Source organism: Bradyrhizobium sp. LA2.1, from assembly GCF_040547725.1.
GTDB lineage: Bacteria > Pseudomonadota > Alphaproteobacteria > Rhizobiales > Xanthobacteraceae > Bradyrhizobium > Bradyrhizobium barranii.
This window is the reverse complement of the sequence record NZ_JBEPQI010000044.1, coordinates 1-22,266: the sequence shown is the minus strand read 5'-3', so window position 1 is coordinate 22,266 and position 22,266 is coordinate 1. Positions and strand designations below refer to the sequence as shown.

The following is a 22,266-nucleotide window of genomic DNA, read 5'->3' as shown; positions in this document are numbered from 1 at the left end:
CATGTGCGGGATTGCTGGCATCCTCAATATTCGCGGCAACCCGGTCGATCCCGCGGAAATTTCGCGACTGACGAACCTGCTTGCGCATCGCGGCCCTTTTGGCGAGGGAACCTGGTTCAGCGCCAACCGAAACCTGGCTTTCGGCCACCGCAGGTTGGCGATCATCGATCCCGGCGAGGGTGGCTTTCAGCCCATGGTATCCGCCGACGGTCGTCATGTGATCGTGTTCAATGGCGAAATCTACAATTTCCTCGAGCTTCGGCGCGAGCTAGAGGCGCAGGGCGCGGTCTTTCGCAGCCAGTCCGACACCGAGGTCATTCTCGCCGCGTGGCGGGTGTGGCAGGAGGGGATGTTGTCGCGCTTCAACGGAATGTGGGCGCTGGCGATCTTCGATACAGAGACGGAGGGCTTATTTCTTGCGCGCGACCGTTTCGGTATCAAGCCGCTGTTGTATTCGTGGTCGCCAGAGCGCTTTGTTTTCGCATCCGAGCAACGCGCGCTGGTGCGAAGCGGCCTGATCGACACCGCGCTGGATGTCGATGTCGCACGGCGGCTGTTGATCGATGCTTTCGGGGTGGAAGGAAGCGAACGGACGCTCTGCCGGAAGGTGCGCCGCCTGCAGGCTGGTCACTGCATGTGGCTTCGTCACGGGCGATTGGAGATCCGGCGCTGGTGGCGCACCGTGGATCATCTGCCGGAGGTGCCGGCCACCGAGGGCGAGCGCGTCGAACGCTTTCGCGAACTGTTCCAGGATGCCGTCGCACTGCGGATGCGCAGCGATGTCCCGATCGGAACATGTTTGTCAGGCGGGTTCGATTCGTCAGCCGTGATCTGCACCATGGCGGCGCATGAAAAAGCGGGGATGGGACCGCGCGACAATGCCTCCTGGCGCCACGCCTTCGTTGCGACCTTTCCCGGCGCCATAAATGACGAGCGGCCCATGGCCGAGGAAGCTGCCGCCTGGGCGGACGTCGCGCCGTCCTTCCTTGAAATCGGTCGGAACGACGCGCTGGCCGATATCGACCGGATTTTGGACGACAATGACGACGTCTATATCGGGCTGCCAAGCGCGGCCTGGTTGATTTATCAGGAGCTCAGGCGCCAGAACGTGACGGTATCGCTGGATGGCCACGGGGCGGATGAGTTGATGGGAGCCTACCTCCAGGAGGGGCAATCGACGGCGTTTTGGGCCAGAAATGCACTCGCGGGTCTGTCGTCCAGTTCGGCAATTGCCAGGCGTGGCGTGGATTTGATGCGGGCGCTGATGATCAAGCGGGAGGGGCATTATTTTTTACGCGGCGGTCTGCGTGGTATCCCGGCTCAGTTCAGCCTGGTCGGCGACGACGACCCACTGCCGCGTGACTGGGGGTCATTGAACCAGCGCCTCTATCGAATGTTCCACGGCACCGTCTTGCCGACGATCTTGCGAAATTTCGACCGCCTTTCGATGGCGCACGGAATAGAGGTCCGGATGCCGTTCATGGACTGGCGCCTGGTGACTTACACGATGGCGCTCCCGGATTCCAGCAAGTCATCCGATGGCTACACCAAGGTCGTCGCGCGGCGTGCGATGGCCGAACATATGCCGGAGTCCATTCGCATGGGACGCCGCAAGGTCGGCTTCAATTCGCCGATGCCAGAGTGGTTGAACGGGCCGCTTTCCGGCTGGACGGCCGATCTGCTCGATCGGCAGGTTCCGGCATTCACCGAGCTGGTGGACGAGCCCGGTCTGCGCAAGACCGTCAGACGCCTGACGTCTTCCAGGACCTGGGATTGGGAAACGGTCGGGCGAATCTGGCCGTATCTGAACATGAAGTGGATGCTGGCGAGGTATGCGTAACCCATGCGGTTATTCCAGAATAGCGGTCTCTATCCGTCCTATCTAAAACGCCTGAATCAGCTTGCCGCGGGAGCCCGCGGTTTCGCCGAGCGGCGCCGCATTTTCTTGGATGATCGGTTTGGCGCTCTGCATTTCCTGAAGCCGGTACTCGACGAAGCGCCGCAGGCCTTCTTCACCAATGGTGACGATGAAACCCTGCAGCGTCATTGGGCCCGCGAGCAAGGAATTCAGGGCAAGCCGCCGCTTGAGACCATATTGCTCGCCCAGATCGAGCATCACCGCACCGAGGTGTTCTATAATCTCGATCCCGTGCGCTATCCGAGCACGTTCGTGCGCAAGCTTCCGGGCTGCGTCAAAAAAACACTGTGCTGGCGCGCTGCGCCGTCGGGAAAGGCCGACCTGACGGCTTATGGCGCCGTGCTCGGAAACTTTTCATCGATCCTGGATTCCTGGCGAAGTAAAGGCTGTCGGGCAGAAATGTTTTTCCCTGCGCTCGACCCGGTAATGGAGGGATATGGTCGCGGCGACCGCCCGGTCGACGTGCTTTTTGTCGGCGGTTATTCGCGGCATCATAGCGCACGTGCTAAAATTCTTGAGCAGGTCGCAAGCTTGGCCGGCACCCGCCGAGTGACGTATTGCTTGGACTCTTCGCGCTTGACCTCGCTTTCGGAGAGCATGGTCGGTCGTATGTTGCCGCTGCAGAAACACCGGCGTCCGCAAGGTATTGCAAATATTGCAAAGCCGCCCGTCTTCGGAAAACAATTTTATGAGCGGATTGGTAAGTCAAAGATCGTGCTGAACGGCGCTATCGACATGGCCGGCACCGACCGCGGGAATATGCGCTGCTTCGAGGCCATGGGGTGCGGCGCGTTGCTTCTTTCGGATGCAGGCCGATACCCTGAAGGGATGGAAGAGGGCGAAACAATACTGACTTACGAAACTGGCAAGCACTGCCTCGACCAAATTGAACGAAGCCTGAACAATTGGGATGAAGCGCAGAAGAAAGCTGACAAAGGACGAAGTAGGATAGCCGATTTGTATAGTAAAGAGCGCCAATGGGCTCTATTTAACAGGCTTCTCGAAAACCTCTAGAGAGTTCTTATGCACGTTGATGCATTGCTTCTTAGATTCAAGGAAATAGCGGATGCGCTGGCATCGCCGTTCTACATTTTGAGAGGGCGTCCACCTTGGTCGCTGGGCTACTACACCACGAAGAAAGCTGCCATCAAGGACGCGATCGACAATATGGTTGTGCGGCCCGGTCGACCGCTTCCGGATTCTTTCGGCGTCGCTATAGATGAGCGGGTTGTCGAATATCCTTGGTTGTTCGATCGGCTGAGAGATAGCAATGGTTCGCTCGGTCGGGTCCTCGATGCAGGATCCACGCTTAATCATGATTTTATTCTTGATCGCGATCCTTTGCGAAATTGCGATTTGACCATCATGACATTGGCGCCCGAGAAGAGGTGCTATTGGTACAGGGGGTACTCGTACGTTTTTGGAGACTTTCGACAGACGAGGTTTAAAGATGCATCCTTCGATACCATCATGAGCATTTCAACCTTGGAGCATGTCGGTCTCGACAATACTTTGTTATATACCGACGATCAGCAAAAATCGGAGAAAAACAAACACGGTTTTGTCGACGCGATGCGCGAGTTCAAGCGGATATTGGCGCCGGGGGGGCGTTGCTTGATCACTGTTCCTTATGGAAAATACGAGAATTTCAAGTGGTTCCAGATCTTTGACAAGGAAATGATCCAGCTTTTGATCGAGGCGTTCTCGCCTTCATCATTCGATTTGGAATTCTTTGAATATACCAAGTCGGGGTGGCAGCGAGCTTCGGAAGGGCAGGTTGTCAACGCGACTGCTTTTGATCCCCACAGCGGAAGGGGACGGCTTGATGATAGAGCCGGCTGTGCGCGTGCGGTCGCCTGCATTCAGTTGATAGGATGAATGTTAATTATCACCTTCAACGCTTATTAGGTCGCGCGACCTGCCGTCTCGGCTCCGGCGCGCGGCTGATGGGGACTGCGAGAATTCGTAACATACGCGGCGATAGCGATTGCATCGCGATTGGTGCCAACAGCCTGATCCGAGGTGAACTTTTGACGTTTGCACACGGAGGGAAAATCGAGATCGGGTCATGGTGTTACGTCGGCGAAAGCTCGCGAATCTGGTCCTCATCTCTGGTGCAGATAGCCGACAGAGTCTTGATCGCACACAGCGTCAATATCTTCGACAATTTGACCCATCCGATAGATCCCGAAGAGCGTCACAGGCAAATTCAGAGTATCTTCACCAAGGGGCATCCTCGGCACATCGATCTGGACGAGCGCCCGGTGAAGATCGAAGAGGATGCTTGGATCGGAGCTGGAGCATTCGTCATGCGAGGTGTAAGGATTGGGGCTCGGGCCATAATCGCCGCCGGTTCGGTCGTCACCAAGGATGTTGCGGCAGGTGCGATCGTCGCGGGCAACCCCGCGATAGTCGTGAAGTTTGTCCCTGGACGTGAAACGTGATTCATTCGGATTTCAAGCATGATTATTTGGATCACGGGCGCCAACGGCTTCATCGGTCGGCACCTGGTGGGGGTGTTGGCCGATCAGGGACATGCCGTCCATGGCATCGGTCACGGCGCCATCAACGAACCCGAACGGCAGCGCATCGGCCTCGGGGAGTGGTTGAACGGCGAAATTGACGCGGCCAATCTCAACACGCTTGCGGGCCGGTCTGGGTTGCCGTCCACCATTTTCCATCTGGCCGGCGGATCCTCGGTCGGATTATCCATCGCGCAGCCGCTTGAGGATTTTTCGCGCACCGTATCGAGTACGGCCCGCTTGCTGGAATGGCTTCGCGGCTCCGCGCCCGAATGTCGGTTGATTGTCGCGTCCAGTGCGGCGGTCTATGGCGCCCATCATGCTGGCGCGATTTCAGAGGAGGCCGAAACGCAGCCGATGTCGCCCTATGGTTATCATAAGCTGATCATGGAGCAGCTCTGCCGCAGCTACGCTGTTTCATTCAACCTCCGCGCCACCATTGTCCGGTTGTTCTCGATCTACGGTCCCTCGCTGCGCAAACAGCTGCTCTGGGACCTCTGCTTGCGACTGGGGCAAGGCCAGCGGGAGCTCGTGCTCGGGGGCACCGGCAATGAGCATCGTGACTGGATCGACGTGCGCGACGTCGTGCGGCTGCTCGCGCGGCTCGCGCAAGGTGACAGCCGGCACCTGAAGGTGCTGAACGGCGGCAGCGGCATCGGAACCACCGTTGCGGAGATTGCCCGGTTCGTCACCACCGCCTGGGGCGGCGACATCAATGTGAGGTTTTCCGGACTGGCCCGTGCCGGCGATCCATTCAGCCTGGTTGCCGACTCGCAGCAACTTGCCGCGTTGCCGTTCACGTGGCGCATTCCGGTCGAGCAAGGCATCGGCCAGTATGTGAGCTGGTTCAAGGGGCAGGCCCCTTGAGCGTCGCCCGCCCGATCCGGCTCGCCTTCACCTTGATTTCTCGCAAGGCCTGGGCGGGCGGCTACAACTACCAGCTCAACCTGTTCAACGCGCTCGCCAAATATTGCCCGGGCGCGATCACGCCTGTCGTGTTCGCAGGAGAAACTCACGATCTCGATGATCTCGAGCCCATGCGTCAGGTCGATGCCGTCGAGATTGTTCGGTCGCCGCGGTTCGACCGACCCGCGGTTACCGCGCTGCTGCCGACGCTGTTCGCGCAGGATCGTGGCGCGATATCGAGCTTTCGCAGCCACAAGATCGATGCGGTCTGGGAAAACGCCCGCTTCTTCGGATGGAGGTCTCCCTATCCGACCGTTGCCTGGATCCCCGACCTGCAGCATCGGCAGTTGCCGCATCTGTTCTCGAGCAAGGCGAGGCGCCGGCGTGAACTGGGTTTTCAGCTGCAGGTTCTGTCCGGCCGCACCATCATTCTGAGTAGCCGCAGCGCCGAGCGCCATTGCCTGTCCTACTATCCGCGGACAAAGGGCCGAACCACCGTCGTGAGGTTCGTCAGCGAGCCTTCGCCCGAATTGCTCAAGCTCGATCCCGAACAGATCCTCCAGAAGTACGATCTGCCGAGAACGTACTTCTATGTCCCCAACCAGTTCTGGCGCCACAAGAACCACAGGATCGTCCTGGACGCGCTTGCGTTGCTCACGCAGCGAGGCGTCCATCCGGTTGTCGTGGCATCCGGCGGCGGCGATCCGAATGAACCGGAATATCTGGACCAAATCGTGCGCGAAGCAGCAGACCGCGGTCTCGCACAGCAATTCCGCTATCTCGGCATGATCCCGCTCGCCGAAGTCTATGCCCTTCTGCGTGCCAGCGCAGCGCTGATCAATCCGTCTCGCTTCGAGGGCTGGAGCACCACGGTCGAGGAGGCCAAGTCGTTCGGCGTGCCGATGGTGCTATCAGATATCGACGTGCACCGCGAGCAGGCGGAAGAGCGCGCGCTTTACTTTGGCACGGATGATGCTTCGGCGCTGGCCGCCCATCTGCACAATTTCGCGCAGAATGCCTTTGTGGTGCGCGAGATGAACGATCAACTGGGGGAGCGGGTGCGGGACTTCGCGGAAAGCTTCGTCTCTACTATCAAACAGGTCGTCCGAACGCATCGATATTGATGGGGACCTGCTGGAGCACGCATCGCTATGAATCAACCGGTCGTCCTCGTTACCGGCGCATCCGGATTTATCGGACGCAACCTCGTCCCATTGCTCGAGAGCCGCGGTTACCTCGTGCGCCGGGCGCTGCGCGCCGGGCTGGCCAGAGAGAACGATGTCGTGGTCGGTTCGATTGGACCGACCACCGATTGGGACGCAGCGCTTGCGGGAGTGGACGCGGTGGTCCATCTAGCCGCCCGGGTGCACCACCCCAACGAAGAGCGTGCCGCTGAGCTGTACGACGCGGTGAATACCCAGGGCACGATACAACTGGCCCATGCCGCCGAGCGGGCGGGGGTGTCCACGTTCGTGTTCCTGAGTACGATTCTGGTCAACGGAAGCTCGACCGATGGGCGAGGGGCGTTCACGCCGGACGACGCAGTGGTGCCGCGCGGGGTCTACGGACAGTCCAAGGCTGCGGCGGAGGCTGCCCTGCAGCGCATAGCAGCCCAATCCAAGATGCGGGTGGCTGTGGTGCGTCCGCCGTTGGTGTATGGGCGCGAGGCGCTCGGCAATTTTCGTCACCTCGTCGGCGTGATCAGGCGGCGGATCCCCCTTCCACTTGGCCTCGTCGATAACAAGCGGGCGTTCGTCAGCGTGCAGAATCTCGCGTCCTTTGTTGCGCATTTGGTCGCTTTGCAGGTGGCGCCTACGCACCGGGTCTATCTGGTCGCGGACGACGAGCAGATCTCGACCCCCGCTTTCGTTCGCCGGATCGGCGAGGCGATGAACCGGACCGCCATCCTGTTGCCGGTGCCCTCGATGGTGTTGGCACTTGCTCTAAGGGTGATGCGGCCCGAACTGCGCCACAGCCTGTTGGGCTCCATGGAAGTTGATACGTCCGCCACGCTGTCGACCGGCTGGACGCCACCGCTCAGCATGACCGAGGGATTGCGGCTGGCCGTCGGCCGATCGGCCTCGTCCTAGACAACTGCCCAACAAGGCGTGGTTCGGCAGCTGCTACGCTTTGCTCCCGGCAAGTTCCTTAGGCCAGGATCGGCCGCAAAAGTGCATCCGATCCGCCGCCTGGCAAGAGACAGGTGTCGAGGCTCGCTGCAGTGAACGCCCACCCTCCTTGAGAGGATGTCCGGCATGGAGTGCTGGATATTGGACTGGGACGAAGCGCGCTATCACGCGCGGTTGACGGAGAAGTAGTTCGTCCCAATGCTCCACTCATCCCCGCATTCGGCGTGCGTTGGGCTCGACGAGCAAATCATCAATATTCTAGGGCTGTTTTCGCGCCTTCGCACGGGTGGTGACTTAGGGAGCATATTCGATGTAGGGTCAACGCTGAACCATGAATGTATCTTGATTGAGCTTAGTGACCTTGGCGCTGCGCTCCAATCTTGCTCTAGATGTCACGGCGTTCCATCTGGCGAAGGGGGCGTGGTGCGTTCGCTCATTGTGGCTCCATCAAGTCGGGGCCGCGCAACAACTCGTCCATCAGCCCAGGGAGACGTTCATCGCAGTCGTCCGGTCGAATCTCGCTTTTCGCTCACCTCGGACTTCGTTATCTACCGGCCGCAACGCCCCGGGGCCAAATCACATTCAGACGATCGCCGAACGGAAGAACTCCTTTCGTTGATTCACAACCCCGTAACTGACGCCGTCAGAGAAGCTGCTACCGAAATTGAATGATCGGAGCAGGTCCGTTGAAGACAATTTGTTGAACCGGCATGACACTTGTGCTACCCGCACCGTTTCCCGAATGCCAGCACTAGATTTCTTAGTGGCCAGTTTGGGTAGGCCGTTCCGGTTGTGTAATGGCGTGTTAGCAATTCACTCCCGCGAGTCACGGGTATGCTAGTCTGGCTGCGGTTAAATTCTCTTGGGAACATATTCCTCTTGGCTCGAAAAAACCTAACTTGATCCGAATGCATCCGTTGCGGGCGTAACCTTCAAGCTTTCAGCCTTCTTTTCTTGTTCTCGCTCGCATGTTTCTTGCGGTGACCCAAGCTTGACGAGGCGCCTGCAATGTCCAAATGGTATCAGCCGCACCTTATGATTGCTCGCTGCGCGCTCACCTGAACTGTGGGAAAAAGGAAAGTATGACGAAGCGGGTGGCTCTCATCACCGGCGTGACCGGCCAGGACGGCGCCTATCTCGCCGAATATTTGCTGTCGCTCGGCTATGTCGTGCACGGCGTCAAGCGGCGCTCGTCCTCGTTCAACACCGCGCGCGTCGATCACCTCTACCAGGACCCGCATGTCGGCAACGTGCCGTTCCTGATGCACTATGGCGACATGACGGATTCGACCAATTTGATCCGCCTGGTGCAGCAGATCCGGCCGACCGAGATCTACAATCTCGCAGCCCAAAGCCACGTCGCCGTCAGCTTCGAGAGCCCGGAATACACCGCCAACGCCGACGCCATCGGCGTGCTGCGCCTGTTGGAAGCGATCCGCATCCTCGGCATGGAGAAGGAGACGCGGTTCTACCAGGCCTCGACCTCCGAGCTCTACGGCCTCGTGCAGGAGATCCCGCAGAAGGAGACGACGCCGTTCTATCCGCGCTCGCCCTATGGCGTTGCAAAACTCTACGGCTACTGGATCACGGTGAATTACCGCGAAGCCTACGGCATGTTCGCGTCGAACGGCATCCTGTTCAACCATGAGAGCCCGATCCGCGGCGAGACCTTTGTGACCCGCAAGATCACCCGCGGCGTCGCGCGCATCGAGGTCGGGCTGGAACAGACGCTCTATCTCGGCAATCTCGAAGCCAAGCGCGACTGGGGTCATGCCAGGGACTATGTCGAGGGCATGCACAAAATTCTGCAGGCCGACAGGCCCGACGACTTTGTGCTCGCCACCGGCGAGATGCGCTCGGTGCGCGAGATGGTCGAGCTGTCCTTTGCGCATGTCGGCCGCCGCATCGCCTGGCGCGGCAAGGGCGTCGAGGAGACCGGCGTCGATGAGACGAGCGGCAAGACCGTGGTGAAGATCGATCCGACCTATTTCCGTCCGACCGAGGTCGATCTCCTCGTCGGCGACGCCAGCAAGGCGCGCGAGGTGCTCGGCTGGACGCCGAAGCGCAGCTTCGCCCAGCTCGTCGAGGAGATGATGACGAGCGACCTGGCGGAGGCAAAACGGGATGCGGCCAGTGGCAAACGCACCGTTTGAGCTGAGGGGCAAAAGCGTCTATGTCGCCGGCCATCGCGGCATGGTCGGAGCCGCGCTGGTGCGCCGGCTGGCGCGGGAGGAGGTGAACCTCGTCACGGTCGACCGGCGCGAGGTCGATCTCTGCAACCAGGCCGCCGTGTTCGACTGGTTCGCGAAAGCGCGGCCGCAAGTGATCTTCCTCGCCGCGGCCAAGGTCGGCGGCATCGTCGCCAACAACACGCTGCGTGCCGAGTTCATCTACGACAACATCGCGATTGCCGCGAACGTGATCCAGGCCGCGCATCTCAACGGCGCCGAGAAGCTGATGTTTCTGGGCTCGTCCTGCATCTATCCGAAGCTGGCGCCGCAGCCCTTGCGCGAGGATTCCGTGCTATCAGGCCCGCTGGAGCCGACCAATGAGCCCTATGCGATCGCCAAGATCGCCGGCATCAAGATGGCGGAGGCCTATCGCAGCCAGTATGGCAGCGACTTCATCAGCGTGATGCCGACCAATCTGTACGGGCCCGGCGATAACTATCACCCCGAGCTGAGCCACGTCGTCGCCGCTCTGATCCGCCGCTTCCACGAGGCGAAAGTCGCAGGCGCAAAGAGCGTCATCGTGTGGGGCACCGGCACGCCCCGGCGCGAGTTCCTCTATGTCGACGACATGGCGGATGCCTGCGTGCACCTGATGAAGACCTATTCGAGCGCGGAGCTGGTCAACATCGGCACCGGCGAGGACATCACCATCGCCGAGTTCGCGCGCGTCGTGGCCGCCATCGTCGGTTACGGCGGCGAGATCAGTTTCGACACCTCGCGTCCCGACGGCACACCGCGCAAGCTGCTCGACGTCAGCCGTCTCGAAAAGCTCGGCTGGCGTGCGAAAACCTCGCTCGAGGATGGAATTCGGCGCGCTCATGAGGCTTACTTGTCAGTTGCTGAGAAGCGATAGATCTCAAGAATTGATCGATCGCCACCCGTTTGAGCGGCCCGACTAGGGGGCGCACAATCGCGCACCACTGTTTCGACACGTGGCCCACGACTTCCAGCAGCTTCGTTAGAAGTTCGTTCTTCCAACTCGCACGACACGCCGCTGGCTGATGTCGTTCCTAAGTCTGCGCCTGAGTTGGACCACCCACGCTCAACGCAAGGAGAGCGCTTGCCGCACGAACGCCTCGAGGTTTCCGTTCTGAAACAATAGGCCCTGGATGCCCGCAGCTTCGGCCGCCTCCAGGTCGCTTGGCTTGTCGCCGATCAGGATGCTTCTGTCCGCAACCACGGGAAAGCGCTTGAGGAGGTCGGTAATCATGCCAGGGGCGGGCTTGCGACGGTCGCTTACGCGGCGATAGCGCTCGATAGCGGCTTCGGGATGGTCGGGACAGTATTCAAATGCGTCGATGTGCGCGCCGATCACTGCCAGCTCCTTTGTGATCCAGCGATGGAGAGTTTGGACGTCGCTCTCCTCGAAGAATCCGCGGGCCACACCCGACTGGTTGGTGACGACAAAGGCAAAATAGCCCGCGTCGTTGACGAGCTTGACCGCTTCACGGGCGCCGTCCTTCCACGCGAACTTGCTCGCCTCGAAGACATAACCGTGATCGTGATTGAGTACGCCATCGCGGTCGAAAAAGACTGCCGGGCGAAACATTGTCGCTGTCATCTGCCGCCCCTGATAAGTTGTAGTCTCTCCTCACAAGTGGTTTGTCAAGGACCCGAATCTGATGGCGGAGCTGTAGTCCGCGATTACCTTTCCGTTGCTTCAGGCCGCGGGCGTTCATCGACCCGGTGCCTTTCACTTGAGTTCTGAGTCCGCTGATCGCAACGCACGCTTGGGTTCGGGAGTATTTGGAAAACAAAATACGCCTTGGGAGCGGGAATACGCGGGTCCCTGTCGAAGGGGCGAATCTGAGCACCGAATCGCCCGGAGAGTAGCGCGCGCCTCTTGATGCGAGCGGATGGAATGACAGCCTTTGTTGGGGTCGTCCGATCGACCCCGCAATCTCAGCAATTTTTGGACGCGCCACGAAATAAGGGCGACAATCGCAACTGTCACTATGATCGGCACAACGGTGAGTTCGACGGGTTTGTCATCGACGACGCTCGTCCTGTGACGATGCGCTTGAGAGGCGAATGTACAGGAATTGCCTAGCGGCAACTCTGACAGGCCGTTCCTATGCCTAACCGAGGAGCGCGCACTACGGCTTAGATTCCACGTGCCTTAATATCCCTGCCGCCAACAACGACCGACGCGCGTCCATGCCAGCGAGGGACCGCGAGAGCATATGTCGTCGCGCCTGCCGATTTGCACCGATTTCGCGCAGAATTCCCTAATACCAGGGAATTGGGGTTTAAGCACTTACCGCTCGTCCGCGATCACCTTGCCGTCGTTCGGCAGGGCGCCCGGGCTGACCAGTTCGACATTGCCGCCGAGTTTCGTCACCGCGCGCAAGGTGCCTGCAATTTCCTCGCGCAGGGCGTCGCTCGCGGCCGCAGTTTCCGCTCGCAGCGTCATCGCATCGGCCTCGCCCTGGCGCATGACGACGAGGCGCAGGCGGCCGAGCGCGGCATGGCGCTTGCCGATCTCGGCGACCTGCTCCGGTCGGACGAACATGCCCTTGACCTTGGTGGTCTGGTCGGCGCGGCCCATCCAGCCCTTGATGCGCATGTTGGTGCGGCCGCATTTGCTCGGACCCGGCAACACCGCGGTGAGGTCGCCGAGCGCGAGGCGGATCCAGGGATGGTGCGGATCGAGCGAGGTCACCACGATCTCGCCGACGTCGCCCGGCGAGACGGGATCGCCGGTGCCGGGCTTGACGATCTCCATGATCAGATCCTCGTTCACGACCATGCCCTCACGCGCCTCGGTCTCGAAGGCGATGAGGCCGAGGTCGGCGGTGCCGAAGGCCTGGTAGGCGTCGATGCCGCGTGCCTTGATCTCGGCCTGGAGCGAGGGCGGGAAGGCCGCACCCGAGACCAGCGCGCGCTTGATCGATGAGACGTCGCGCCCCGAGCTTGCGGCGGCATCGAGCAGGATCTTCAGAAAGTCCGGCGTGCCGCTGTAGCCGACAGGGCGGTAGGCCTCGATCAGCTCGAATTGCTGCTCGGTATTGCCGGGGCCGGCCGGGATCACCGCGCAGCCGAGCGCGCGGGCCGAGGCATCGAAGATGAAGCCGCCGGGGGTCAGGTGGTAGCTGAAGGTGTTGAGCACGATGTCATCGGGGCGGAACCCGGCCGCGAACAGCGCCCGCGCACCGCGCCAGGGATCGGCCTGCCGCCCTTCAGGCTCGAAGATCGGACCGGGAGAGGTGAAGAGGCGGGCGAACGATCCCGGGGCTGCCGGCACGAAGCCGCCGAAGGGCGCTGAGGCCTTGTGCAAGGCCGGCAGCTCCGACTTGCGCAGCACCGGCAGGCCCGCCAGCGCCGCCCTGGAGGTCACGGCGGCCGGATCTATGCCCTTCAGCCGTTCGGCATAGGCGGGCGCGGCCATCGCGCCGCGCAGCACGTCCGGCAGGCGGGAGAACAGCTCCGCCTCGCGCACGGCCGGTTCGCGCGTCTCGCGGGCGTCGTAATGGGCGGTCATGGCTGGTCTTTCCGGGTTGGCATCCGTTGCACGCCGCCGCTGGCATGGGTATCAGACGGCCAGTGTCGAGGCGTGGAGGGGACGCGATGGCGGACGAAGGCATCATTGTGGCGGACGAGGCGGCGGACGTCGTCGCGCGCCTGAAGCGCCGCATGATCGACGAGGCGCTGCCGCTGTGGTCGTCCGTCGGCTGGGACGATGCGGCAGGCGGTTTCGTCGACCGGCTGCACCGTGACGGCACGGCCGACACGGCCGCACCGCGGCGCGTGCTCGTGCAGGCGCGCCAGATCTATTGTTACGCCAAGGCGGCGCAGATGGGCTGGTACCCTGGGGCGCGCGCCATCGCGCTGAAGGGGCTGGAGCATCTGCTCAGCAAAGCGAAGGCGCCCGACGGCCGGCCTGGCTACGTGCACCGGCTGACGCCGGACGGCGCCGTGCTGGACGGCCGACGCGATGCTTACGACCACGCCTTCATCCTGTTTGCGCTCGCGGCCGTCTACGGGCTCGACCAGGATGCGCAAATTCGCGCCGAGATCGATGCGCTGCTCGCCTTCCTTGACGGCCATCTGCGCTCGCCGCATGGCGGCGTGCATGAAGGCCTGCCGGTCTCGCTGCCGCGCCGGCAGAACCCGCACATGCATCTGTTCGAGGCGATGATCGCGTGCTTCGATGCGACCCACGACCTGTCGTTCCAGAACCGCGCCGGCGAGTTCTTCGCGCTGTTCCTCGCCAATCTCTACGACAAGCAGAAGCGGATCCTGACGGAGTATTTCGAGGAGGACTGGTCCAAGATCGAGCCGGTCAGCGTCGAGCCCGGCCATCAGGCCGAGTGGGTCTGGCTGCTGAAAGGGTTTGAACGCATCACGGGTTGCCCGACCGGACAGCGTCGCGCCGAACTGCTCGCGACCGCGCTGCGCTATCGCGACGAGGCCACGGGGTGCCTGGTCGACGAGGGCGATGCCAGCGGCAACATCCGTCGCAGCACGCGCCGGCTGTGGCCGCAGACCGAGATGGCCAAGGCGTGGATCGCGCAGGCCGAGTCCGGCGAGGCGGGCGCTGCGGACGAGGCGCGCGCGGCGCTGGTGCGGCTCGAACGGCATTATCTCAGCCATCCCGTGAAGGGCGGCTGGTACGACCAGTTCGATCGCGACGGCAAATCGCTGGTCGACACCATTCCTGCGTCGTCGTTCTATCATGTTCTCTGCGCAGTCACGGAAGCGGAGCAGGTGCTGAGCTGAGTTTCACAGCCACCGTTTGCGCCGCTTGAAACTCTTGAGGTTCTTGAAGCTCTTGCGCTGATCGCCGGCGCCGCCGAGGTAGAACTCCTTGACGTCCTCGTTGTCGCGCAGTTCGTCCGCGGTGCCGTCGAGCACCACCTTGCCCTGCTCCATGATGTAGCCGTGGCTCGCCACCGACAGCGCGGCGCGGGCGTTCTGCTCGACCAGCAGGATGGTGACGCCGAGGTCGCGGTTGATCTTCTGGATGATCGAGAACACCTCTTTCACCAGCAGCGGCGACAGGCCCATCGACGGCTCATCCATCAAGATCATCTTCGGCCGCGCCATCAGCGCGCGGCCGATCGCGAGCATCTGCTGCTCGCCGCCTGAGAGATAACCGGCAAGGCCGGTGCGCTCCTTCAGCCGCGGGAAATAGTTGAAGACCATGTCGAGATCGGCATCGACCTTGCGGTCCCTGCGGGTGAAGGCGCCGAGCTTGAGGTTTTCGAGCGACGTCATGTCGGCGACGATGCGCCTGCCCTCCATCACCTGGAAGATGCCGCGCCGCACGATCTTGTCGGGATCGATGCCGGCGATGGCGGAGCCCTCGAACAGGATCTCGCCACGCGTGACCTCGCCGTCCTCGGTCTTGAGCAGCCCCGAGATCGCCTTCAGCGTCGTCGACTTGCCGGCGCCGTTGGCCCCCAACAACGCCACGATCGCGCCCTTGGGCACGTCGAGGCTGAGGCCGCGCAGCACCAGGATGACGTCGTCATAGACGACCTCGATGTTGCGGACGGCGAGGAGGGGCGGTGCGGGCACGGCGGTGGGAGTGGGGCGAGATGCTTCGATGATTTCGGTCATTGGGTATGCCGCCAATCTGCTACTGTCGTCATGCGCGGGCTTGTCCCGGGCATCCACGTTCTTCATGCCGAGTGGTCAGACGTGGATGGCCGGGACAAGCCCGGCCATGACGTCGGAGATTGCGCTCACCACCCCAGCAGTTCCGGCTTGCGCGGCAGCTCGATGGTCTTGACTTTCTCGAGCTTGATCGTGCCCTTGGCCATGAGGTCGTTGAGGTCGCCGTCGGTCGCGCCCGCGATCTTGGTGCGATAGAGGTCGACCTTCAGCGTGCCGCGGTGGTCCTTGTCGGTCCAGGTCGAGGCATTGCAGACGCCTTCCATGCCCGACGGCACCCAGTCCTTCTTCTGGTAGAAGCCCTTCACGACGTTGTCGCCGGTCGCCCCGCCGTTCTTGGCAGCCCAGTCGAGCGCCTCCCTCATGTAGAGCGCCGAGCAGACCGCCGCGATGTAATGCACCGGCCGGTAGACCTTGCCGGTGGGGTCGGACATCTTCGAGATCTCCATCACCGTCTTCATGCCGGGCGCATCGCCGCCCCAACTCACCGCGGTGCGCAGCGGGAAGATCACGCCGTTGGCGGCATCGCCGGCGGTCTTGGCGGCGTTCTCGTCCATGCCCCAGACATTGCCGAGGAACTGGATCTCGACGCCGGCGGTCTTGCAGGCCTTCAGGACGGAGATGTTGGAAGCCGCGGTGTTGCCGAGATAGGCGTAGTTGGCACCGGAGGATTTCAGGCTCAGGCACTGCGCGCTGTAGTCACCCGGTGTGAGCGCGAACACCAGCGGCGGCAGCACCTCAAAGCCGAGCTCCTGCGCCATGGCTTCGCCTGCGGCCTTCGGCGCGTTCGGATAGGGGTGGTTGGCGCCCATGTGCACGAACTTTGGCTTGCCGGGCTTGCCCTTGGCCTTCCAGTCCTCGGCCGCCCACATCAGCATCGCGCGCAGCGAGTCCGAATAGCTCGGGCCATAGAAGAAATTGTAAGGCGCGGGCTTGGCCTTGCCGCTGACGCCTTCGGGATCGGTCAGCGCGGCGGCATAGGAGCCGGAGAGGTCGGGGATCTTGTCCTGGGCGAGGAAGCCGGTCAGCGCTTCGGTGTCCGCGGTGCCCCAGCCCATGATCGCGGCGACCTTGGAGTCCGGCGCCGACCATTTCTTGTAGAGCGCGATCGCGCGCGGCACCTGGTAGCCGTAGTCGTTGGTATCGACGTTGAGCTGCTTGCCGCCGACGCCGCCGTTCTTGTTGACCCAGGCGAAGGTGTCGGCGACGGCCTGGCCGTAGGGCGTGCCGACGTCGGAGGTGCCGCCGGAATAATCGGCGAGATGGCCGATCGCGATCTGCGCCTGCGCGCCGGCCGAGAATGCGGCGATCGCCAGCGCGAGCGATGCGGTGCTCAAAAGGGATTTTGTCTTCATTGGTTGCCTCCTCCTGTTTCTTCGTTGGTTAGAAAGTTGCCCGTGCTCAATGCGAGAACGGGTAGAGTTTCCAGTACGCCTTGATCTGCCGCCAGCGATGGGCAAGCCCGTCCGGCTCGAACATCAGGAACGCGATGATGATCACTCCGATCGCGATCTCGCGCAGGAAGGTGATGTTGGTGTTGAGGGACAGCGCCTTGTCGATCGCGCCGCCCTTCAGGTACAGGCTGATGAATTCCATCGTCTCGGGCAGCAGCACCACGAAGGCGGTGCCCATCAGCGTGCCCATGATCGAACCGGTGCCGCCGATGATGATCATGGCGAGGAACAGGATCGAGCGCTCGATGCCGAAACCCTCCTGCGAGACCACGAGCTGGTAGTGGGCATAAAGCGCGCCGGCGATGCCGGCGAAGAAGGCGGCCAGCCCAAACGACAGCGTGCGGTATTTGGTGAGGTTGATGCCCATGATCTCGGCGGAGAGATAATGGTCGCGGATCGCCACCAGCGCACGGCCGTCGCGTGTGCGCATCAGATTGGTGACGAGGACGTAGCTCGCGACCACATAGGCCAGCACGACATAGAAATACTGTCTGTCGCCGCGCAGCGTGAAGCCGAAGATCGAGAACGGATTGGCGCTGGCGGGCACCGAGCCCCCGGTGAACCACTCTGCGCGGGAGAAGAAGTCGAGCAGGATGTATTGCGCCGCCAGCGTTGCGATGACGAGGTAGAGTCCCTTCAGTCGCGCCGCCGGGATGCCGAAGATCAGCCCGACCAGCGCGGTGACGACGCCCGCAAGCGGGATCGCGAAGAACACCGGGATCGGCGCGTTGTTGGAGATGTAGGCCGAAGTGAAGGCGCCGAGCAGGAAAAAGGCGGCATGGCCGATCGAGATCTGGCCGGTGAAGCCGACCAGGATGTTGAGGCCGAGCGCCGCGATCGAGAAGATGCCGATCTGGATCAGGATGCTGAGCCAGTACCCGCCAAGGAGTTGCGGCACGAGGCAGAGCAACAGCACGCCGATGATCGCAAAGTTGCGGCTGGTCGTGGTCGGGAAGATCGTGGTGTCCGCCGCGTAGGAGGTGCGGAAATCACCAGCAGGGATGAGGGCAGGGCCGGCCATGGATCAGATCCGCTCGATGTCGTGGGTGCCGAACAGGCCGTAGGGCTTGATCATCAGCACGATGATGAGGACGTAGAACGGTGCGATCTCGTAGAGATTGCCCCAGTGCAGATACTCGCTGTCGACATATTGCGCGATGTTCTCGAGCAAGCCGATGATGATGCCGCCGAGCACGGCGCCGCCGACGGAATCGAGCCCGCCGAGGATCGCCGCCGGGAACACCTTGATGCCGTAGGCCGCAAGTCCCGAGGACACGCCGTTGACGACGGCGACCACCACGCCCGCGACCGCCGACACTGTCGCGGAGATCGCCCACGCCATCGCGAACACGCTCTTGACGGAGATGCCGAGCGACTGCGCGACCTGCTGGTTGAACGCGGTGGCGCGCATCGCGAGGCCGTATTTGGAGGCGCGGAAGAACCAGGCCATGCCGATCATCATCGCGACCGAGACCACGAGGCTCATGACATAGACGGTCTGGATCTGAAGCCCGAGCAGGCTGACCGACTGGCTCTCGAACACGCGCGGGAACGGTTGCGGATTGACGCCGAACATCCATTTCAGCGTGGCCTGGAGCACGGTCGAGAGGCCGATCGTCACCATGATCACCGAGATGATGGGTTCGCCGATCATCGGTCTCAGGATCAGGACCTGGATCGCGATGCCGAATACGAACATGAACACCAGCGTCATCGGCATGCCGATCCAGAATGGCACCTGGTACTTCGCAAGCAGCGCCCAGCACACCCAGGCGCCGACCAGCAGCAGTTCGCCTTGCGCGAAGTTGACGACCTGCGTCGCCTTGTAGATCAGCACGAACGACATCGCGACCACGCCATAGAGCGTGCCGACCACGAGGCCGTTGACCAGGAGCTGGATGAGGAAGGCGGTGTTCATGTCGATGTCCGCGCAAAATGCAGAAGCGATGACGGTGCACCCTCTCCCCTTGTGGGAGAGGGTGGCTTCGCGAAGCGAAGCCGGGTGAGGGGTTCTCTTGGCAGCGACGGTGCGGAGAGAGGACCCCTCACCCGGGCGAGGGTGTGGCCAGCGGCGGAGATGCCCTCTCCCACAGGGGGAGAGGGCGCATCGGCTGGCAGCGCGGTCTCGGTTCGAAGCAGGTTCACTCCGCGGCCTCCGCCATATGCCCATGTCCGCCGAGATCCACCACGCGCAGCGTCGTTCGCACGCGCTGCGTGGTGCCGTCCTGGAAGCGGATCACGGTGTCGACGGGGATGTCGGCGTCGCCGCGGTAGATCGCGTTGATGATGCCTTCGTATTTCTCGTTGATGACGCTGCGGCGCACCTTTCGGGTACGGGTGAGCTCGCCGTCGTCGGCGTCGAGCTCCTTGTAGAGCAGCAGGAAGCGCGAGATGCGTTGCGCCGGCGGCAATGTGGCGTTGACGGTCTCGACTTCCTTCTTGAGCAGCGCGTAGACCTCGGGCCGCGAGGCGAGGTCGCTGTAGGTCGTGAACGAGAGCCGGCTCTTCTCCGCCCATTTCGAGATGATGGAGTAACGGATGCAGATCATCGCCGCGAGCGCGTCGCGGCCGGCCCCCAGCACCACGGCCTCCGCGATATAGGGCGAGAACTTCAGCTTGTTCTCGATGAACTGCGGCGAGAAGCGCTCGCCGCGCGAGGTTTCGGCGAGGTCCTTGATGCGGTCGATGACGACGAGCTGGCGGTTCGCGTTGAAATAGCCGGCATCGCCGGACAGCATCCAGCCGTCCCTGATGTCGGCAACGCTTGCTTCGGGGCTCTTGTAGTAGCCGAGAAACATGTTGGGGTGTCGCACCACGATCTCGCCGACGCCGTGGACGTCGGCATTGTCGATGCGGATCTCGACGCTGTCGGCCATCGGTACGCCTGTCGTGTCGGGATCGACCTTGCCCTCGGGATGCAGCGTGTAGGCCCCTAACAGTTCGGTCTGGCCGTAGAGCGTGCGCAGCGGCACGCCCATGGCCTGGAAGAACTTGAAGGTATCAGGGCCGAGTGCCGCGCCGCCGGTCGCGGCCGAACGCAGGCGGGTGAAGCCGAGACGGTCGCGGAGCGCGTGGAACAGGATTGCGTCGGCAAAGCTCGAACGTTTGCCGTCTGCGAGCGCGGCGAGGCCGCTTTTCATGCCGATGTCGAACAGGCGCTGCTTGAAAGGCGTCGCGTCCATCACCTTGGCGCGGACGTCGGCGGCGATGGATTCCCAGACGCGCGGCGCAAACAGCACGAACGTCGGCGCGATTTCGCGCAGATCGTTCATCATCGTATCAGGCTCTTCGACGAAGTTGATCTTCATCCGGCACAAGAGGCCTTTGCCGAGCACGTAGACCTGCTCCATGATCCACGGTAGCGGCAGCACAGAGACGTATTCGTCGTCCGGTCCCTTCGGATCGAAGGCGAGATAGGTCGCGCAATGGCCGAGCACGCGACCGGCGGCGAGCATGGCGAGCTTCGGGTGCGAGGTGGTGCCCGACGTGGTGCAGAGAATCGCGACATCCTCGCCCTTGGTGGCATCGACGAGGCGATCGTAGAGCTCCGGCTCACGCGCGGCGCGGCCGCGGCCGAGCTCGGCGAACGCTTCCGCCGACATCAGTCTGGGATCGTCATATTTCCGCATGCCGCGCGGATCGGAATAGATGATGTGCTTCAGCCGCGGCACGCGCTCGGCAAGCGCGAGCAGCTTGTCGACCTGCTCTTCGTCCTCGGCGAAAACGACCTGCGCCTCGCCATAGTTGAGGAGGTATAAGGCTTCCTCGTCCAGCACGTCGCGATAGAGCCCAAGGCTCAAGCCGCCGATGGCGTGGGTCGCCACTTCCGCCGCGACCCAGTCCGGCCGGTTGTCGCCGATGATGCCGATGACGTCCTCGCGCCCCAAGCCCAATTCGATCAGGCCGAGCGCGAAGTCGCGTACGCGGGTGTGGTAGTCATTCCAGGTGAAGACGCGCCAGAGCCCGAGATCCTTTTCGCGCAACGCGATCTCGTTGCCGTGCTCCCTGGCATTGAGCCGCAGCATCTTCGGATAGGTGTTGGCCTGCGCGACGCGGCCCGCGTAATCCATCATGCCGCACTCTCCTGCGCTGGCGGAGCATCGTCCGGATCGACCAGCACCTCGTCCTCCTCGCCGAGATAGGCGCGCCTGACGTGGGGATCGGCGAGCACGGCGGCCGGATCGCCCTCGGCGATCTTGCGGCCGAAATCGAGCACCATGACGCGGTGGGAGATGTCCATCACCACGCCCATGTCGTGCTCGATCATCACCACCGTCATCCCGAACTCCTCGTTGAGGTCGACGATGTAGCGAGCCATGTCCTCCTTCTCCTCGAAGTTCATGCCGGCCATCGGCTCGTCGAGGAGGATGAGGCGCGGCTCCAGCGCCATGGCACGGGCGAGCTCGACGCGCTTGCGCAGGCCGTAGGAGAGGGTGCCGGCTTGCGCCTTTCGCACCGACTGGAGGTCGAGGAAGTCGATGATCTCCTCGACCTTGCGGCGGTGCGCGAGTTCTTCCTTGCGCGCGCCGGTGAGCCAGTACAGCGATCCCGTGAGGAAATTGTTCTTCAGGAGGTGATGGCGGCCGACCATGATGTTGTCGAGCACGCTCATGTGGTGGAACAGGGCGAGATTCTGGAAGGTGCGGCCGATGCCGAGCGTGGGGCGCGCGTTCGGCGTCAGCCCTGTGATGTCGCGGCCCCGGTAAAACAGCTGGCCTTCGGTCGGCTTGTAGCGGCCGGAAATACAATTCACGATCGAGGTCTTGCCGGCGCCGTTGGGGCCGATGATCGAGAACAGCTCGCCGTCATTGATTGCAAAGCTGACATCGGTCAGCGCACGGACGCCGCCGAATCGCAAGGACACGCCGCGCACTTCGAGACTGGTAGCCACCAAACAAATCCCTCCCGGTGATGGCGCATTCAGCGGCGCTCTTCGTCCGTTCCTGTCGGGCGATCCTAGTACGGCCGTGCCGGTGAGGCCATGCAGCTATTGGTCTCGACCGGCGCCGCGCCACTCTTGCTCCCGATCGGGATTAAAAGCCGCATCGCCCAAGGTGGTCCTCAATAGGGGAAAGCGCTATTTTGAAATGTCTCCCGCCTGACAATTCTGCGACAAAGTTTTTTCAGGCGGGAGTGGCCTTCATCTTTCGTCGGATGGCGGTCGAAGCGATCGTGTTGCAGTGCAGCAGAGAGATTGGGTGGCGAACGGTGCGGCTGGCTTCGGCATCATGATTTCAGAGGATCAACTGAAGCGGGTCGCCGCCTGGTCGCGCGAGCTTACGGAAGCGGAGATCGAGGTCGCTCGCACCGGGATCACGGAACGGTCCTACCGCACCGGCGAGACCGTGTTCATGCGCGGCGATACGTTCAGCTATTGGGCGGGCATGGTGAGCGGCCTAGTACCCGGAATCAGAGCTGAGTGATACGGCGGCCTTTGAAGGGGCGTTGACGAACCTTTTTCTTGGTCCAGACGAAGGGCTCGGCTTTGTC

At 62.3% G+C, this 22,266-nt stretch carries 19 protein-coding genes; 11 read left to right on the top strand and 8 right to left on the bottom strand.

The features are described 5' to 3' along the window. The first annotated feature begins 1 nt into the window (after position 1). From asnB to fcl, 9 genes are all read left to right on the top strand, one after another. Positions 2–1,840, top strand: a complete 1,839-nt coding sequence (gene asnB, locus ABIB95_RS44745; RefSeq protein WP_166342793.1) for an asparagine synthase (glutamine-hydrolyzing) — start codon at positions 2–4, stop codon at positions 1,838–1,840. 3 nt (positions 1,841–1,843) lie between these two features. Continuing rightward, entirely contained in the window at positions 1,844–2,932 is a 1,089-nt protein-coding gene (locus ABIB95_RS44740; protein WP_166342791.1) for a glycosyltransferase family protein, read from the top strand. A 9-nt stretch (positions 2,933–2,941) separates the two neighbouring features. After that, complete coding sequence (locus tag ABIB95_RS44735; protein ID WP_166342789.1) at positions 2,942–3,796, top strand: methyltransferase domain-containing protein; 855 nt, start codon at positions 2,942–2,944, stop codon at positions 3,794–3,796. Next, entirely contained in the window at positions 3,793–4,362 is a 570-nt protein-coding gene (locus tag ABIB95_RS44730; RefSeq protein ID WP_166342787.1) for an acyltransferase, read from the top strand. Before ABIB95_RS44735 ends, ABIB95_RS44730 begins: the two co-directional genes overlap by 4 nt. A gap of 18 nt (positions 4,363–4,380) precedes the next feature. After that, complete coding sequence (locus ABIB95_RS44725; RefSeq protein WP_354248875.1) at positions 4,381–5,307, top strand: NAD-dependent epimerase/dehydratase family protein; 927 nt, start codon at positions 4,381–4,383, stop codon at positions 5,305–5,307. Then, complete coding sequence (locus ABIB95_RS44720) at positions 5,304–6,470, top strand: glycosyltransferase family 4 protein (protein WP_354248874.1); 1,167 nt, start codon at positions 5,304–5,306, stop codon at positions 6,468–6,470. The genes ABIB95_RS44725 and ABIB95_RS44720 overlap by 4 nt, the downstream gene beginning before the upstream one ends. A gap of 27 nt (positions 6,471–6,497) precedes the next feature. Next, on the top strand, positions 6,498–7,436 hold the full coding sequence (locus ABIB95_RS44715) for an NAD-dependent epimerase/dehydratase family protein (protein ID WP_354248873.1): 939 nt from the start codon (positions 6,498–6,500) through the stop codon (positions 7,434–7,436). A gap of 1,121 nt (positions 7,437–8,557) precedes the next feature. Beyond that, positions 8,558–9,628: a GDP-mannose 4,6-dehydratase gene (gmd, locus tag ABIB95_RS44710; protein WP_354248872.1), complete on the top strand. Its 1,071-nt coding sequence runs from the start codon at positions 8,558–8,560 to the stop codon at positions 9,626–9,628. Beyond that, positions 9,609–10,559: a GDP-L-fucose synthase gene (gene fcl / locus ABIB95_RS44705; protein ID WP_502917945.1), complete on the top strand. Its 951-nt coding sequence runs from the start codon at positions 9,609–9,611 to the stop codon at positions 10,557–10,559. Before gmd ends, fcl begins: the two co-directional genes overlap by 20 nt. A 189-nt stretch (positions 10,560–10,748) precedes the next feature. Here the strand turns inward: fcl and ABIB95_RS44700 are convergent, their stop codons facing one another. Continuing rightward, positions 10,749–11,267: a D-glycero-alpha-D-manno-heptose-1,7-bisphosphate 7-phosphatase gene (locus ABIB95_RS44700; protein ID WP_224517380.1), complete on the bottom strand. Its 519-nt coding sequence runs from the start codon at positions 11,265–11,267 to the stop codon at positions 10,749–10,751. A 696-nt stretch (positions 11,268–11,963) separates the two neighbouring features. After that, entirely contained in the window at positions 11,964–13,187 is a 1,224-nt protein-coding gene (locus ABIB95_RS44695; RefSeq protein WP_354248870.1) for a phenylacetate--CoA ligase family protein, read from the bottom strand. 86 nt (positions 13,188–13,273) lie between these two features. Here ABIB95_RS44695 and ABIB95_RS44690 point away from each other — a divergent pair, with 86 nt between their 5' ends. Continuing rightward, the gene (locus ABIB95_RS44690) at positions 13,274–14,425 is read left to right on the top strand and encodes an AGE family epimerase/isomerase (protein WP_354248869.1); all 1,152 of its coding nucleotides are present in this window, start codon (positions 13,274–13,276) and stop codon (positions 14,423–14,425) included. 3 nt (positions 14,426–14,428) lie between these two features. Here the strand turns inward: ABIB95_RS44690 and ABIB95_RS44685 are convergent, their stop codons facing one another. The 6 genes from ABIB95_RS44685 to ABIB95_RS44660 form a co-directional block, all read right to left on the bottom strand. Then, a complete protein-coding gene (locus tag ABIB95_RS44685) occupies positions 14,429–15,268 on the bottom strand; it encodes an ABC transporter ATP-binding protein (RefSeq protein ID WP_354248868.1) in 840 nt (279 codons plus the stop codon). Positions 15,269–15,393: 125 nt separating this feature from the next. Then, positions 15,394–16,677: an ABC transporter substrate-binding protein gene (locus ABIB95_RS44680; RefSeq protein ID WP_354248867.1), complete on the bottom strand. Its 1,284-nt coding sequence runs from the start codon at positions 16,675–16,677 to the stop codon at positions 15,394–15,396. 46 nt (positions 16,678–16,723) lie between these two features. Continuing rightward, positions 16,724–17,797, bottom strand: a complete 1,074-nt coding sequence (locus ABIB95_RS44675; RefSeq protein ID WP_071912027.1) for a branched-chain amino acid ABC transporter permease — start codon at positions 17,795–17,797, stop codon at positions 16,724–16,726. 3 nt (positions 17,798–17,800) lie between these two features. Further along, positions 17,801–18,694 carry a branched-chain amino acid ABC transporter permease gene (locus ABIB95_RS44670; RefSeq protein WP_014493866.1) on the bottom strand — a complete coding sequence of 298 codons (894 nt, stop codon included), beginning with the start codon at positions 18,692–18,694 and terminating at the stop codon, positions 17,801–17,803. A gap of 223 nt (positions 18,695–18,917) precedes the next feature. Next, positions 18,918–20,849, bottom strand: coding sequence for a long-chain fatty acid--CoA ligase (locus tag ABIB95_RS44665; protein WP_354248866.1), 1,932 nt, complete (start codon positions 20,847–20,849; stop codon positions 18,918–18,920). Beyond that, entirely contained in the window at positions 20,846–21,667 is an 822-nt protein-coding gene (locus ABIB95_RS44660) for an ABC transporter ATP-binding protein (RefSeq protein ID WP_354114940.1), read from the bottom strand. Before ABIB95_RS44660 ends, ABIB95_RS44665 begins: the two co-directional genes overlap by 4 nt. A gap of 307 nt (positions 21,668–21,974) precedes the next feature. Here ABIB95_RS44660 and ABIB95_RS44655 point away from each other — a divergent pair, with 307 nt between their 5' ends. Then, positions 21,975–22,199, top strand: coding sequence for a hypothetical protein (locus ABIB95_RS44655; RefSeq protein ID WP_354248865.1), 225 nt, complete (start codon positions 21,975–21,977; stop codon positions 22,197–22,199). The last annotated feature ends 67 nt before the right edge of the window (positions 22,200–22,266 follow it).